We start from the raw sequence: 14438 nt of genomic DNA, 5'->3' as shown, positions 1-14438 counted from the left end.
CCTCCTCATGCCGTGATGCCGTCGTGAGGAGGGGCGTCATGAGGCGGGGCGTCATGCCGTCCCGCCGCGCGCAGCGGACAGCCGGTGCCGACGCGGTCGGCGAGTTCGGCACGGAGGGTGGCGAGCTCGGCCATGCGGGCGTCGACGATCTGGATCTTCTGCTCGAAGAGGGCGGAGAGGGCGTCCGCGGAGTCGGGGGCCTCGCGCAGTTCCTCGCCGTGCCGGGCGATCTCCGCGAGGGTGAACCCCAGGGTCTGCGCGGTACGGACGTAGGCCAGCCACTCCACCGTCTCCGGCGCGAAGTCGCGGTATCCGTTGGGCAGTCGGCGGCCCTCGACGAGACCGACCTTCTCGTAGAAGCGGATGGTGTCCCGGGTGGTGCCGGTGCGGGCAGCCAGCTCTCCGATTCTCATGCGGGAGCCTCCGTCGGGTAGCGGTCCGGCGCTTGACCTTGGAGCGTAGTCCAGTGTTTAGCGTCGGCCGCATGACCACTTCCGCACCTCTCCTCGATCCCGACGGCCCTTCCTATCTCCGTGTCGTCCGCGCGAGCGCCTGGTACGACCTCGTCGTCACGGCCGGCTTCGCGACGCCGTGGACGTACGCCCTGGTCCATGACGTGCTGTCGTCGTGGAGCCGGGCGTGGGAGCTGGGCACGTTCCCGCAGACCGACCCGATCCAGACGCTGTTCGCGAACCTGATGGGGTCGGTCGTGATCGTCTGGGCCGTTCTGCGTCTGGCCGCACCCCTGGCGGTGCACGGACTGCTCGACGGCGTCGCCCGCGCCCTGTTCACGGCGTGGATGGCGTACGCGCTGGCCCAGGGCGCCCCGGGAGTGCTGTGGCCGTTCCTCGGCGTGGAGGCTGCCTGGGGCGTGGCGCAGTTGGTGCCGTGGCTGCGGAAGAGGTGACGTTCACGGGGTATCGCGCACGGGGTTCGGCTCATGCTCCGGGGCCGGCCGGCGGGGGCGCGAACGCCCGTCCGTCCACCGGCCGTTCGTGCCACAGCCGCAGCGCGAGGTCGACCAGCCCGACCCGGGTGAGGGCGGGGACCGCGTCCAGGTCGTGCCAGGCGGCCAGGTCGGTGGAGCCGTTCACCTCGTTGCGCAGTTCGCCGCCGACGACCCGGCCCTCGTAGACGACCCGCACGCCGTGGTGGTCCACGGAGCCGCGCAGTCCCCCACGGCGGAAGGTGCGGTGGGAGGAGTCGATGCCGAGCAGGCCGGTCACCTCGACCCGGTAGCCGGTCTCCTCGTCGAGTTCGCGCACGACGGTGTCGAGGGGGTCTTCGCCGTGCTCCATGCCACCGCCGGGCAGCACCCACTCGGGGGTGCCGTCGGCGGCCGGCGAGCGGGCGAGCAGGAGCTGTCCGTCACGGACGCAGACGGCATAGGCCGCCACCCTCAACTTCTTGCGCATGGGGGGACGTTAGCCGGTCGGGTCCGGGTTCGCAGGGGAGTATTCCGGCGCGGACCAGCGCAGCGGCAGCGCGGCAGGGGTGTCGACCGCCTCCGTGACGGTGAAGCGGACCGTACGCTCGCCGTCGGGGGCGAACCGGGTACGGGCCTCGCCCGTGAGCTGGAGGGTGCGGCCCGTCGTCCAGTCGAGGAACAGCAGGCCGGCGCGGGGGTCCCTGGCGAGGTTGCCCAGAGTGAGGAACATGGAGTTGCCGGGGTGGTCGCGCCAGGTGAGCGTGCGCGGTGAAGTCACGTGCACGAAGCCGGGGTTGCCGCCGCGGTGGCTGAGTTCGGCGCCGGCTCCGTCGGGATGGAGGGTGGCGAGGAAGAAGGTGTCGGCGGCGGCGAGGAAGTCCCGCTGCTCACCGCTCAGTTCGGTGCCGCGGAGCGGGCTGCCGGGCGCGCGGTCGACCGTCTCGTAGGTCTCCCTGCGCTGGATGTATTTGGGGCAGTTGGCGAACACCCGGTCGGTCTCGACGGCGAAGCCGCGCGGGGTGGGCAGCAGCCGGCCGTTCAGCCGCATACGGCGACGGGTGCGCGGATCGAGGACGATGGTGCCCACCGGGGTCCCGGGGGTGGCCAGTGCCGTCACGAGGGGGTCGGCCGGCGAGGGCCCGCCCGCACCGCTCGACGCCCCGGAGGTGCCGGTGGCGACCGAGATCCGGCGGGGTCCGGTGGCCCGGACGAAGCCGGGGGCGCCCGTGACCGCCGACGCCCAGACCCGGCCGTCGACCGGGTCGGCGGCGCCCAGCACCAGCAGCGGCTGGAGCTCCAGGAAGGTGGCGACGACCGGCCTGATGCCCTCGCCGATCGCCCGGCCCAGGTGATCGGCGAGGTCACGGACCCCGACGCGGTCCTGAACCGCCCGCGAGCCGGAGTGGTAGACGCCCATGAGTCGCTCGACCTCCTCGGCCCCGGCGGACCCTCGGGCAGTGCACGAGCAGTCCACAAGAAGTAACCTCTTATACTCAAGTTAAAGGTTAGAGTCGCCCATGTCAACCGGTCACATACCCTTGAGCGGTTAGCACGGAAGGAGCCCCCATGTCCGCCACCGCCCCCGACCCCCGCCCCCTCACCGGCGAGCCCCTCGCGCTCGACCTGCTCAACACACGGTGGGTGCGGGAGGGCGCCGTAGAGGATCTGCTGCGGGACCCGGAAGGGCTCGCCGTGTGGCTCGCCGCGAACGGACTGGACGGGCGATTCACGGCCGACGCGGCGACGCTGCGGCACACCCTCCGGGCGCGTGACGCGATCGAGGCCGCGGTGGACGGCCCGGCGGACACCGTCGGCGTCGACACCGTGCTCGGACACGGGCGGATCCGGCCCACCCTCACCGCCGAAGGGCCCGGCGAGCGGGCCGAGTTCAGGGACGACACCTGGGGGCCCGGCTGGCTGGCCGCCCGGAACTACCTGGAGTTGCTCTCCACCGCCCCCGACCGGATCCGCCGCTGTGCGCACGAGGCCTGCGTGCTGCACTTCTTCGACACCTCACGCAACGGCACCCGCCGCTGGTGCTCCATGGCGGCCTGCGGCAACCGCGCGAAGGCCTCCCGGCACTACGCCCGCGCCAAGGACGCCTGAACCGGCCGACCCGCAGGCCGAACCGCCCGCCGAACCGCCCGGCCGCGATCCGCACAATCGGCGGACAGCCCTCGCACAGGGGGCTCGTAGAGGGTTTTCCCCATACATCCATATCGATTCGGTCAACTCTCCCCAAACAGCTGCCCCTTAGGTAAAGCTTTGCGGTCATCCGGGACCGCATTCCGGACGACCGTGATCAGGAAGGAACGGCCTGGTCACGTGGTGCTCGTTCCTTTACCTACAAGGGATGCCGATGACCCTCACCCCCCAGCGTGAACCGATATCGGGCGCAAGACGTGTGGCCCGGATAGCCGTGGCCGCGGGCCTGGTGGCTGCGCTGTCCGCGGCCGGTCCGATACCCATGGCCTTCTCGGCCGACTCCGGCCAGGCCCCGGCCTCGGCCGACCCGGGCGCGAAGTCCGCCCACGACAAGCTCGGCTCCGACGACGCCGACCTCCTCGCCGAGGCCAAGGCCGCCGGCGACAAGAACGTCACGCTGATGGTCGCGACCGCCCCCGGCCAGACCGAGCAGGTCGCCAAGGAGCTGGACGCGGTCAAGGGCGGCTCCGTGGGCCAGTCCTACGACAAGGTCGGCTACGTCCGCGCCACCGTCCCGACGGGCAAGGCCGACTCGGCCATCGCCGCCGCGGTCAAGCTGTCCTCGGTGCACGCCATCGACCTGCGGCAGGACATCGCCCTCGACGACCCGACGCCGAGCGCGGACACCGCGAAGGGCGCCGGCTCCGCCGCGACGACGAAGACCTACGCCGCGCCGAACAAGAAGACCCCCGCCGAGAACCCGTACAACCCGTCCTTCGAGACGGGCGCCGTCGACTTCGTGAAGAAGAACCCGAAGGCGGACGGCCGCGGCGTCACGATCGGCATCCTCGACTCCGGTGTGGACCTGGCGCACCCCGCGCTCCAGAAGACCACCACCGGCGAGCGCAAGATCGTCGACTGGGTGACGGCGACCGACCCGATCATCGACAGCGACGCCTCCTGGCGCGCGATGACGACCTCCGTGTCCGGGCCCAGCTTCACCTTCGGCGGCCGGACCTGGACGGCGAAGGCCGGTTCCTACCAGGTCAACCTCTTCCGGGAGTCCGCCACCGCGGGCGGCGACGCCAAGGGCGACGTCAACCGCGACGGCGACACCACCGACGTGTGGGGCGTCCTGTACGACGCGGCCGCCGGCACGGTCACCGTCGACGTGAACAACAACGGCGACTTCACCGACGACACCGCGATGAAGCCGTACAAGGACGGCTACCAGATCGGGTACTTCGGCACCGACAACCCGGCGACCGACGTCGCCGAGCGGCAGCCGTTCGTCGTGCAGATCCGCAAGGACGTGCCGATGGACCCGTACGGCGGCGACTGGGTCGGCAAGAAGGCCGACTTCGCCAACATCGGTCTCATCGCCAGCGAGCACGGCACGCACGTCGCCGGCATCACCGCCGCGAACGGACTGTTCGGCGGCAAGATGAACGGCGCCGCGCCCGGCGCGAAGATCGTCTCCTCCCGTGCCTGCGTCTTCGGCCCGGGCTGCACCAACGTCGCCCTCACCGAGGGCATGATCGACCTGGTCGCCAACCGCGGTGTCGACATCGTCAACATGTCGATCGGCGGTCTGCCGGGTCTGAACGACGGCAACAACGCGCGCGCCGAGCTGTACACGCGCCTCATCGACACCTACGGCGTCCAGCTGGTCATCTCGGCCGGCAACGAGGGCCCCGGCGCCAACACCATCGGCGACCCCGGTCTGGCCGACAAGGTGATCTCGGTCGGCGCGGCCATCTCCAAGGAGACCTGGGCCGCCAACTACGGCTCGCAGGTGACGAAGAAGTACGCGCTGCTGCCCTTCTCCTCGCGCGGCCCGCGTGAGGACGGCGGCTTCACGCCGACGCTCGTCGCCCCGGGCGCCGCGATCAACACCACGCAGACCTGGCTCGAGGGTGCCCCGGTCGCCGAGGCGGGCTACCCGCTGCCGGCCGGCTACTCCATGCTCCAGGGCACCTCGATGGCCTCCCCGCAGGCCGCGGGCGCCTCGGCGCTGCTGATCTCGGCCGCCAAGCAGCAGAAGGTCGCGCTCACCCCGGCGATCCTGCGCACGGCACTGACCTCCACCGCCGACCACATCAAGGGTCTTCAGGCGTACGAGGAGGGCGCGGGCGCCATCAACATCGTGGACGCCTGGAAGTCCATCAGGAAGGGCGCCACCGCCCACGACTACACCGTCAAGGCGCCGGTCGACACCGCGCTCGACTTCGCGCTGAAGACGCCGGGCTTCGGCACCGGCATCTACGACCGCGAGGGCGGCCTGAAGGCCGGTCAGAAGAAGACGTACGACGTCACCATCACCCGTACGTCCGGCGCCGACAAGGCGATCCGCCACGAGCTGCACCTCGAGAACAACGCGGCCGGCACCTTCAGGATCCTCGGCTCGGACGAGGTGAAGCTGTCGCTGAACAAGCCGGTCACCGTCAAGGTCCAGGCGCAGCCGAAGGCCGCGGGCATCGCCAGCGCGATCCTCGAGGTCGACGACCCGAAGACCGAGGGCCTCGACAAGCAGATCCTCAACACGGTCGTCGTCTCGACCCCGGTGAACTACACGTTCCACAAGTCGAACACCGTGCAGCGCAACAGCTCGCAGTCCTACTTCCTGACCGTGCCCGAGGGCGCGCAGTCGCTGGAGGTCGCGATCAGCGGGCTGAAGGACAAGAGCCAGACCCGGTTCATCTCGATCCACCCGTACGGTGTCGCGGTCGAGGACAGCTCCACGATCTACTGCTACAACAACTACCTCGACGGCAACGGCTGCAAGCCCGACGCCCGTTCGTACCAGAACCCGCAGCCCGGGGTCTGGGAGATCGAGGTCGAGTCGCGCCGCACCTCGCCGCTGCTCGACAACCCGTACAAGCTGGACGCCACCGTCTACGGCGCGGCCTTCGACCCGGCGACCGTGACCGTGCCCGAGGCGAAGGTCGGCACCCCGGCCCCCGTCTCCTGGAAGGTCAAGAACAACTTCGCCGCCATCGACGGCAAGCTGGCCGGCGGCCCGCTCGGCTCCTCCAAGGCGGCCCGCCCGACCATCGCGAACGGCGCGACCGAGACCACCACGGTCGAGGTCCCGGCCGGCGCCAAGTCGCTGGACGTCTCGATCGGCAACGTCTCCGACGCCTCCGCCGACCTGGACCTGACGGTCTACGACGCGGCCGGCAACCAGGTCGCCCAGCAGGCCGACGGTGACTCGGAGGAGGCGGTCTCCATCCCGTCGCCCGCCGCCGGCACGTACACCATCGAGGTCGCGGGCTACTCGGTCCCGGCCGGCACGACGGCGTACGACTACCTGGACGTGTTCTTCTCGTCCACGCTCGGCACCGTCGACGTCGACGAGTCGACGCCGGTCAAGCTCGGCACGGGTGCCTCGGCGTCGGTCTCCGCGACCGTCACCGCCGCGGCCGCCGCGCCCGAGGGCCGGGCCTTCTTCGGCCAGGTCCAGCTGGTGAACGCGCGGGGCACCGTCGCGGGCATCGGCAACGTGGCCATCGAGAAGGTCACTCCGTAACCGGTAGCACCACCGGTTGAGCGATCGACCGACAGCGGTCGAACAGGGGCGGGCGTCCACCGGGGCGCCCGCCCTTCGCCGTGCCACGGCGCGTCCCGCCTATTCGCAGGTGACGCCCGCCGCCTCGGGCAGGGCCCGGGCGAGCGCCTCTCGTTCGGGGACGATGTCGGACTCGCCGACCGCCCAGACGTCGGGGGTGGTGGACCCCTTCGACAGGGCGACCAGGACGTGGTCGCCCTCCCGCAGCAGCGGGTCCATGTCCGCCTCCATCACGAAGTCGACCTCGGGCCCGCTCCCGGCCGGCCGGTAGGCGTGGGTGACGTGCAGCGTGACCCGCTCCCGGGTGGTGCCCGCCACCTGGTCGACGGCGGTGACGTCCCCCTCGACGACGAGCCGGGCGCAGGCCAGATAGCCGGGGTCGCCGAGGAGGCTCGCGCCGCCGCCCGCCGACGCGTCGGCCTTCTCGTCGGACCCGGCCGCGCTGTCGGCGCTCTTGTCCGACTCGACGTTGGCCACCCCCTGGCCGATCTGGACGACCACCCATCCGCCCCCGAGGACCAGCGCACCGGCGGCGGCCACACCGGCCAGCCGCAGGGCGAGGGGACGGACCCGGCGCGGTGGGCGAAGCTGCCGTACCGGGGCGGTCTCCGCGACCCGCGCCGGCTCGCGCACCGGCTCGCGCACCGGCTCGCGCACCGGCTCCGTCAGGACGTCCGCGAGGACGGCGAGCTGCTCGCGCAGGAGCGCCACGTCGGCGGTCGCCGAACGGTGGGCGGCCAGGTAGGCGGAGTCGGCGCGGGCTTCCTCGGAGAGGCCGGAGAGGGGCACGCCGAGGACGGCGGCCATCAACGCGTCCATACCGTCCTCACCCTCCTGCCCGTCCTGGCCCTCGTACGGGTCGCGGCCCTCGTCGCGGCCTTCGTCGCGGCCTTCGTCGCGGCCTTCGTCGCGGCCTTCGTCGCGGGTCTCGTCGTGGCCTTCGTCATGGTTGTCGTCGTGCGGTTCGTATCCGTGTCCGGGTCGTCCGGGTTGTTCGGGTCGTCCGGGTCGTTCGGGCAGGGCGGTCACGTCACACCACCTCGTCTTCGTGCAGGCGGGCGCGCAGGGCCCGGACCGCCGTGTGCAGGCGGCTCTTGACCGTGCCCTCCGGGACGCCCAGTTCCACGGCGATCGAGCGCACCGGCAGGTCGGCGTAGAAACGCAGGACGACGACCTGGCGCTGGGCGTCGGGCAGGTCGTCCAGCCCCTGCGCGACGGCGAGGGAGAGCACGCTGGTGTCCTCGCCGGACGGGTGCTCGTGCTGGCGCAGCGAGGCCAGCCGCTCCCCCAGCCGTTCCTGGCGGCGCTTGGCGCGGTGCCAGTCCATCGCGAGGTTGGAGGCGACGACGGCCGCCCACGCGGAGACGTCGCGCGGCGTCTCGTACCCCTTCGCCGCGCGCTCCAGGAGCCGCAGGCGGACCTGCTGTACCCCGTCCGGCAGGTCCGCCTGCGGCACCCCGCCCAGCGCGAGCACCGCCCGCACCCGGCGTTCCTGCGCCGCGTCCAGCGGATCGTCGCCCTGTCCGGCCCCGTCCCCCTGGGCGCGCCGGGCCTTTCTGCGCAGCACAGCCACCCCTCTCTACCGCGTTTCCTCTACGACGCCGTGGCGCGCGAAAACGTTCGGCGTCACCGTGGGAAATCCTCGGGAGGCGTACGTCACACCGGCGGGTGTCCCAGTCCTCGGGCATGGTGGGCAAAGAATTGGACAGGTGGGCCGGGGTCGGCCGCATGATGGAAAAGTCCGTAAAGAGCCGTGAACAGAGCAAGGAGTCGCCGTGAGGGTCGGAATCGTCGGAGCCACCGGTCAGGTCGGCACGGTCATGCGCAGGATCCTCAAGGAGCGTGACTTCCCCGTCACGGAGCTGCGCCTGTTCGCCTCGGCCCGTTCGGCGGGGACGGTCCTGGACGGCGTGACGGTGGAGGACGCGGCGACGGCCGACTACGCGAACCTCGACATCGTCCTGTTCTCCGCCGGTGGCGCGACCTCGCGGGCGCTGGCCGAGAAGGTCGCCGCGCAGGGCCCGGTCGTGATCGACAACTCGTCGGCGTGGCGCAAGGACCCCGAGGTGCCGCTGGTCGTCTCCGAGGTGAACCCGCACGCGATCGTGGACCGCCCCAAGGGCATCATCGCCAACCCGAACTGCACGACGATGGCCGCGATGCCGGTCCTGAAGCCGCTGCACGCGGAGGCCGGTCTGGAGGCGCTGGTCGTCGCGACGTACCAGGCGGTGTCCGGCTCGGGCGTCGCGGGCGTGGCGGAGCTGCACGGGCAGGCGCAGAAGGTCGTGCCCGACGCGGACCGGCTGACCCACGACGGCGAGGCGGTCGACTACCCGGAGCCGCAGGTCTACCAGCGCCCCATCGCCTTCAACGTGATCCCGCTCGCGGGCTCGATCGTCGAGGACGGCCTGAACGAGACCGACGAGGAGCAGAAGCTCCGCAACGAGTCCCGCAAGATCCTGGAGATCCCCGGGCTGAAGGTCTCCGGCACCTGTGTGCGCGTCCCGGTCTTCTCCGGCCACTCCCTCCAGGTCAACGCCCGTTTCGCGCGCCCGATCAGCGCCGAGCGCGCGACGGAGCTGCTGGGCGGTGCCCCCGGCGTGGCCCTCAGCGACATCCCGACCCCGCTCCAGGCGGCCGGCAAGGACCCGTCGTTCGTGGGCCGCATCCGGGAGGACGAGACCGTGGAGCACGGTCTCGCGCTGTTCATCTCCAACGACAACCTCCGCAAGGGCGCGGCGCTGAACGCCGTGCAGATCGCGGAGCTGGTGGCGGCCGAGCTCAGGTCCGCCTGACCTCGTAGAGGAAGCAGCCGTACTCGACGGCCCGGACGTGCACGAACGCCACGTCCGGGTCGTCGAAGGCGTTCCGGAACGCCTCGTCGAGCCCGCCGACGCCGACGAGCGCGCCGCCCAGGATGCGGCCCTCGGCCGAGTACCGCCGCACGGTGCGGTGCGCCTGGGCGAAGGGGTGGTCGTCCCCGGCGAACCCCGCGCAGCCGTCGGCGTGGACGAACACGGGCCCCTGCTCGTCGTAGGCCCCGGGGTCGACCCCCGCGCCGGCCGCCCAGCGGCGCAGCGGCGCGTACGAGACGAGCGCGATCCGCTCCCCCACGGCACTGCGCCGCAGACAGCACCGCAGCGGGGCGCCGCCCTCCTCGTCGGCGAAGGGTGCCGTCCGCCGTCCGGCGTCGTCGACGACCCGGAGCTCGTCGAGCACACCGCCCGGGATGGCCCGTGGCGCGCAGGCCACGTCGTTCACGTTCGCTGTGAAGGTCATACCTCCACCCTGGCGCGGGACGGCCGACGAGACCGGCGGCTTCCGGACGTCACGCTCGGGAGCGATCCCGACAACGTCGACCGGACCATCACCTCGGCAGACGGCCGGCCGGACGGACAGCCGGACGGCCGGACGGACGCCCATAAGGTCGTCGCCCCAGGCAGCCGTCCCGTGGAAGGATGACGCAACCGACACATATCCGAGGAGATGACCGCGTGCCTGGCACAAACCTGACTCGCGAAGAGGCGCAGCAGCGGGCGAAGCTGCTCACCGTTGACTCGTACGAGATCGATCTCGACCTCTCCGGTGCGCAGGAGGGAGGGACCTACCGGTCCGTCACGACGGTGCGCTTCGACGTCGCGGAGGGGGACGCGGAGTCCTTCATCGACCTGGTGGCGCCCACCGTCCACGAGGTCACGCTGAACGGGGACACCCTCGACGCGGCGGGGCTCTTCAAGGACTCGAGGATCGCGCTGCCGGGCCTGCTGCAGGGCCGTAACGTCCTGCGGGTCGTCGCGGACTGCGCGTACACCAACACCGGTGAGGGTCTGCACCGGTTCGTCGACCCGGTCGACGAGCAGGCCTATCTGTACACGCAGTTCGAGGTTCCGGACGCCCGCCGTGTCTTCGCGTCCTTCGAGCAGCCGGACCTCAAGGCCGCCTTCCAGTTCACCGTGAAGGCGCCGACCGGCTGGACCGTCATCTCCAACTCCCCGACGCCCGAGCCCAAGGACGACGTCTGGGCCTTCGAGCCGACCCCGCGGATCTCCAGCTACATCACCGCGCTCATCGTGGGGCCGTACCACAGCGTCCACAGCGTGTACGAGAAGGACGGACAGTCGGTGCCCCTCGGCATCTACTGCCGGCCCTCCCTCGCCGAGCACCTCGACTCGGACGCGATCTTCGAGGTCACGCGGCAGGGCTTCGAGTGGTTCCAGGAGAAGTTCGACTACGCGTACCCGTTCAAGAAGTACGACCAGCTGTTCGTGCCGGAGTTCAACGCGGGCGCGATGGAGAACGCGGGCGCGGTCACCATCCGGGACCAGTACGTGTTCCGGTCGAAGGTGACCGACGCGGCGTACGAGCTGCGGGCGGAGACGATTCTGCACGAGCTGGCCCACATGTGGTTCGGCGACCTGGTCACCATGGAGTGGTGGAACGACCTGTGGCTGAACGAGTCGTTCGCCACGTACACCTCCATCGCCTGCCAGGCGTACCACCCGCAGTCGCGCTGGCCGCACTCGTGGACCACGTTCGCCAACTCCATGAAGACCTGGGCGTACCGGCAGGACCAGCTGCCCTCCACCCACCCGATCATGGCCGAGATCCGCGACCTGGACGACGTCCTCGTCAACTTCGACGGCATCACCTACGCCAAGGGCGCCTCCGTCCTGAAGCAGCTCGTGGCGTACGTCGGCATGGACGAGTTCTTCGCGGGCGTGCAGGCCTACTTCAAGCGGCACGCGTACGGCAACACGCGCCTGTCCGACCTGCTCGGCGCGCTGGAGGAGACCTCCGGCCGTGACCTCGGCACCTGGTCGCAGAAGTGGCTCCAGACCGCCGGCATCAACATCCTCCGTCCCGAGATCGAGACGGACGCCGAGGGTGTCATCACGTCCTTCGCGATCCGCCAGGAGGCCCCGGCGCTCCCGGCCGGCGCCAAGGGCGAGCCGACCCTGCGCCCGCACCGCATCGCCGTCGGTCTGTACGGGCTCGACGACGACAGCGGCAAGCTGGTGCGGGACGAGCGCGTCGAACTGGACATCGACGGCGAGCTGACGGCCGTACCGCAGCTGGCCGGCAAGCGCCGTCCGGACGTCGTCCTGCTCAACGACGACGACCTGTCGTACGCCAAGGTCCGCCTCGACGAGCAGTCGCTCGCCTTCGTCACCGAGCACCTCGGCGACTTCGAGTCGTCCCTGCCGCGCGCCCTGTGCTGGGCGTCCGCCTGGGACATGACCCGGGACGGCGAGCTGCCCACCCGCGACTACCTGTCCCTGGTGCTGTCCGGCATCGGCAAGGAGTCCGACATCGGGGTGGTCCAGTCGCTGCACCGCCAGGTCAAGCTCGCCATCGACCTGTACGCCGCGCCGGCCACCCGCGAGGCCCTGCTGACCCGCTGGACGGACGCCACGCTGGCGCATCTGCGGTCCTCCGCGGCGGGCAGCGACCACCAGCTGGCGTGGGCGCGCGCGTTCGCGGCCACCGCCCGTACGCCGGAGCAGATCGACCTCCTGGAGTCGCTGCTCGACGGAGGCCAGACCATCGAGGGCCTGGCCGTCGACACCGAGCTGCGCTGGGCGTTCGTGCAGCGGCTGGTGGCCGTGGGGACCTTCGACGAGGCGGACATCACCGCCGAGTACGAGCGGGACAAGACGGCCGCCGGCGAGCGGCACGCGGCGACCGCCCGGGCCGCCCGGCCGACCCCGGAGGCCAAGGCGGAGGCGTGGGCGTCGGTCGTGGACTCCGACGAGCTGCCGAACGCCGTGCAGGAGGCGGTCATCGGCGGCTTCGTCCAGACCGACCAGCGTGAGCTGCTCGCGCCGTACACGGACCGGTACTTCGAGGTCGTCAAGAGCATCTGGGACTCCCGCTCGCACGAGATCGCCCAGCAGATCGCGGTCGGCCTCTACCCGGCGGTCCAGGTCTCCCGGGAGACCCTGGCCAAGACGGACGCCTGGCTGGCCTCGGCCGAGCCGAACGCGGCCCTGCGCCGTCTCGTCTCCGAGGCACGCGCGGGTGTGGAGCGTGCGCTGAAGGCCCAGGCGGCCGACGCGCAGTAGTCCTTCCCGGCAGTCCCTACGCGGCCAAGGGCGCCCGATGTCTCATCGGGCGCCCTCCGCCATGTCCGGGCCGCGTCGCTCTCACCGCCGCAGCGCCGGAGCGCCGGACCTGTCACGTCCCCGCCGGTCCCGGTCCGCGCGAACCTCCCTCTCAGCGGGCCCGGACCTGCGTACGACCGTCCCGCCGCCGGCCCTCAGCTGGCCCGCCACCGTCGCGCCGAACGCCAGCGCCATGCCCGTCAGCTGGAGCGGCGTCAGCGCCTGGCCGAGGGCGGCCCAGCCGACGACGGCCGCGGTCAGCGGGGAGAGCGGGCCCAGGAAGGTGACCTGGGTGGCGGTGAGCCGGCCGATGCCACGGAACCAGAGCCAGTACGAGACGGCCGTGTTCGCCAGGGCCAGATAGAGGTAGCCGCCGACCGCGCGGCCGTCCAGGGCGGGCGGGGCGCCCTCGACGAGGAAGGCGAGCGGGGCGATCAGCAGGCCGCCCGCGGTGAGCTGCCAGCCGGCGAGGGCGAGCGGGCCGACGCCGTCCGGGCGGCCCCACCGCTTGGTGAGGACCGTGCCGGCCGACATCGAGGCGGTGGAGGCAAGCGCCGCGAGGACGCCGAGCGGGTCCAGCGCCCCGGCCGCCTTCAGCACCACCAGGCTGACGCCGAACGCGGCCACGACCCCGGCCAGCACGGTCCGGGCGGTCGGCCGCTGCCCCAGCAGCAGCGCCGAGAGACCGACGACGAACAGTGGTCCCACCGAGCCGACGACCGCCGCCATGCCGCCGGGCAACCGGTAGGCGGAGAGGAAGAGGAGCGGGAAGAAGGCGCCGATGTTCAGCGCGCCGAGTATCGCGGCCTTCCCCCACCAGACACCGCGCGGCAGGACCCGGCCGAGGGCGAGCAGCAGCAGCCCGGCGGGCAGGGCCCGCATCAGGCCGGTGAACAGCGGGCGGTCGGCGGGGAGCAGCTCGGTGGTGACGGCGTAGGTGGTGCCCCAGGAGACCGGGGCGAGAGCGGTGAGCAGGACGGTCGAGGACCTCTTCATGGACTTAGCTTAGCGCTAAGCGACTTAGCGTCAAGCGGCTTAGTGCTGATCGGCTTACTGTTGACCGGCTTAGTGTTGACCGGCTTAACATCGAGCGGCTTAGCGTCGAGCCACTTTCTCGTGGGTGACCGTAATCGGGGGGATACTCGTCCCATGAGCAGCCCGCAGCCCCCGCGCAAGGATCCCGTCGACGCGATCATCGAACAGTGGGCGACGGTCCGGCCCGACCTCGACACCGGCGCCATGGAGGTCTTCGGCCGGATCTCCCGGCTCGCACGCGCGATGGGCGACCGGCTGGAGAAGGCGTACGCGGCTCTCGGCATCGGACGGGGCGAGTTCGACGTACTCGCCACCCTCCGCCGCTCCGGCGAGCCGTACACCCTCTCGCCCCGCCAACTGTCGGCGACGCTGATGCTCACCACCGGTGGCATGACCGGCCGCCTCGACAAACTGGAACGGGCCGCACTGCTGCGCCGCTCCCCCGACCCGCACGACCGCCGGGGCCTCCAGGTGACGCTGACCGAGAAGGGGCTCGATGTGGTCGACCGGGCCGTCGGCGCGGGTCTCGCCGCCCAGACCGAAGCCCTGGCCGCCGCCCTGGACACCGAGCGGGTCGGTCAACTGGCGGACCTGCTAAGGGAGTTGCTGTCGACGACGGAGACGTCGAGGAACTGAGCCGGGCACTACGACCGGGCGCTAT

Annotated in this window: 13 protein-coding genes; 6 read left to right on the top strand and 7 right to left on the bottom strand. The window is 71.5% G+C overall.

Translation table 11 applies throughout. The features are described 5' to 3' along the window. Positions 1-5 precede the first annotated feature (5 nt). The gene (locus OG933_RS28325; RefSeq protein ID WP_405629443.1) at positions 6-413 is read right to left on the bottom strand and encodes a MerR family transcriptional regulator; all 408 of its coding nucleotides are present in this window, start codon (positions 411-413) and stop codon (positions 6-8) included. Positions 414-484: 71 nt separating this feature from the next. On the opposite strand from OG933_RS28325, the gene OG933_RS28320 reads away from it, so the two are divergent. Beyond that, the gene (locus tag OG933_RS28320; RefSeq protein ID WP_405629441.1) at positions 485-907 is read left to right on the top strand and encodes a hypothetical protein; all 423 of its coding nucleotides are present in this window, start codon (positions 485-487) and stop codon (positions 905-907) included. A gap of 31 nt (positions 908-938) precedes the next feature. On the opposite strand, the gene OG933_RS28315 is transcribed toward OG933_RS28320, so the two are convergent. Then, on the bottom strand, positions 939-1415 hold the full coding sequence (locus OG933_RS28315) for an NUDIX hydrolase (RefSeq protein WP_362525262.1): 477 nt from the start codon (positions 1413-1415) through the stop codon (positions 939-941). Positions 1416-1424: 9 nt separating this feature from the next. After that, positions 1425-2345 carry a pyridoxamine 5'-phosphate oxidase family protein gene (locus tag OG933_RS28310; RefSeq protein ID WP_405629438.1) on the bottom strand — a complete coding sequence of 307 codons (921 nt, stop codon included), beginning with the start codon at positions 2343-2345 and terminating at the stop codon, positions 1425-1427. 149 nt (positions 2346-2494) lie between these two features. On the opposite strand from OG933_RS28310, the gene OG933_RS28305 reads away from it, so the two are divergent. Together OG933_RS28305 and OG933_RS28300 are read left to right on the top strand one after the other, a co-directional pair. Next, on the top strand, positions 2495-3034 hold the full coding sequence (locus tag OG933_RS28305) for a CGNR zinc finger domain-containing protein (protein ID WP_362525264.1): 540 nt from the start codon (positions 2495-2497) through the stop codon (positions 3032-3034). 253 nt (positions 3035-3287) lie between these two features. Next, the gene (locus tag OG933_RS28300; RefSeq protein WP_405629434.1) at positions 3288-6602 is read left to right on the top strand and encodes a S8 family serine peptidase; all 3315 of its coding nucleotides are present in this window, start codon (positions 3288-3290) and stop codon (positions 6600-6602) included. 99 nt (positions 6603-6701) lie between these two features. Here the strand turns inward: OG933_RS28300 and OG933_RS28295 are convergent, their stop codons facing one another. Beyond that, complete coding sequence (locus OG933_RS28295; protein ID WP_405629432.1) at positions 6702-7670, bottom strand: hypothetical protein; 969 nt, start codon at positions 7668-7670, stop codon at positions 6702-6704. 1 nt (position 7671) lies between these two features. Further along, positions 7672-8214, bottom strand: a complete 543-nt coding sequence (locus OG933_RS28290; RefSeq protein ID WP_199875647.1) for a sigma-70 family RNA polymerase sigma factor — start codon at positions 8212-8214, stop codon at positions 7672-7674. A 202-nt stretch (positions 8215-8416) separates the two neighbouring features. On the opposite strand from OG933_RS28290, the gene OG933_RS28285 reads away from it, so the two are divergent. Continuing rightward, positions 8417-9436: an aspartate-semialdehyde dehydrogenase gene (locus OG933_RS28285; RefSeq protein ID WP_362525272.1), complete on the top strand. Its 1020-nt coding sequence runs from the start codon at positions 8417-8419 to the stop codon at positions 9434-9436. Here OG933_RS28285 and OG933_RS28280 read toward each other — a convergent pair. After that, entirely contained in the window at positions 9423-9920 is a 498-nt protein-coding gene (locus OG933_RS28280) for a DUF1203 domain-containing protein (RefSeq protein ID WP_405629428.1), read from the bottom strand. The genes OG933_RS28285 and OG933_RS28280 overlap by 14 nt on opposite strands. A 215-nt stretch (positions 9921-10135) precedes the next feature. Here OG933_RS28280 and pepN point away from each other — a divergent pair, with 215 nt between their 5' ends. Continuing rightward, the gene (pepN, locus tag OG933_RS28275) at positions 10136-12703 is read left to right on the top strand and encodes an aminopeptidase N (protein WP_405629425.1); all 2568 of its coding nucleotides are present in this window, start codon (positions 10136-10138) and stop codon (positions 12701-12703) included. A gap of 81 nt (positions 12704-12784) precedes the next feature. Here pepN and OG933_RS28270 read toward each other — a convergent pair whose 3' ends face one another. Next, a complete protein-coding gene (locus OG933_RS28270; RefSeq protein ID WP_405629422.1) occupies positions 12785-13738 on the bottom strand; it encodes an EamA family transporter in 954 nt (317 codons plus the stop codon). Positions 13739-13891: 153 nt separating this feature from the next. On the opposite strand from OG933_RS28270, the gene OG933_RS28265 reads away from it, so the two are divergent. Further along, entirely contained in the window at positions 13892-14413 is a 522-nt protein-coding gene (locus OG933_RS28265) for a MarR family transcriptional regulator (protein ID WP_362525284.1), read from the top strand. The last annotated feature ends 25 nt before the right edge of the window (positions 14414-14438 follow it).

The organism is Streptomyces sp. NBC_00016, assembly GCF_045040885.1.
Taxonomy (GTDB): Bacteria; Actinomycetota; Actinomycetes; order Streptomycetales; family Streptomycetaceae; genus Streptomyces; species Streptomyces coriariae.
The sequence above is the reverse complement of the archived record's forward strand: the minus strand, read 5'-3'. Positions and strand labels throughout refer to the sequence as shown.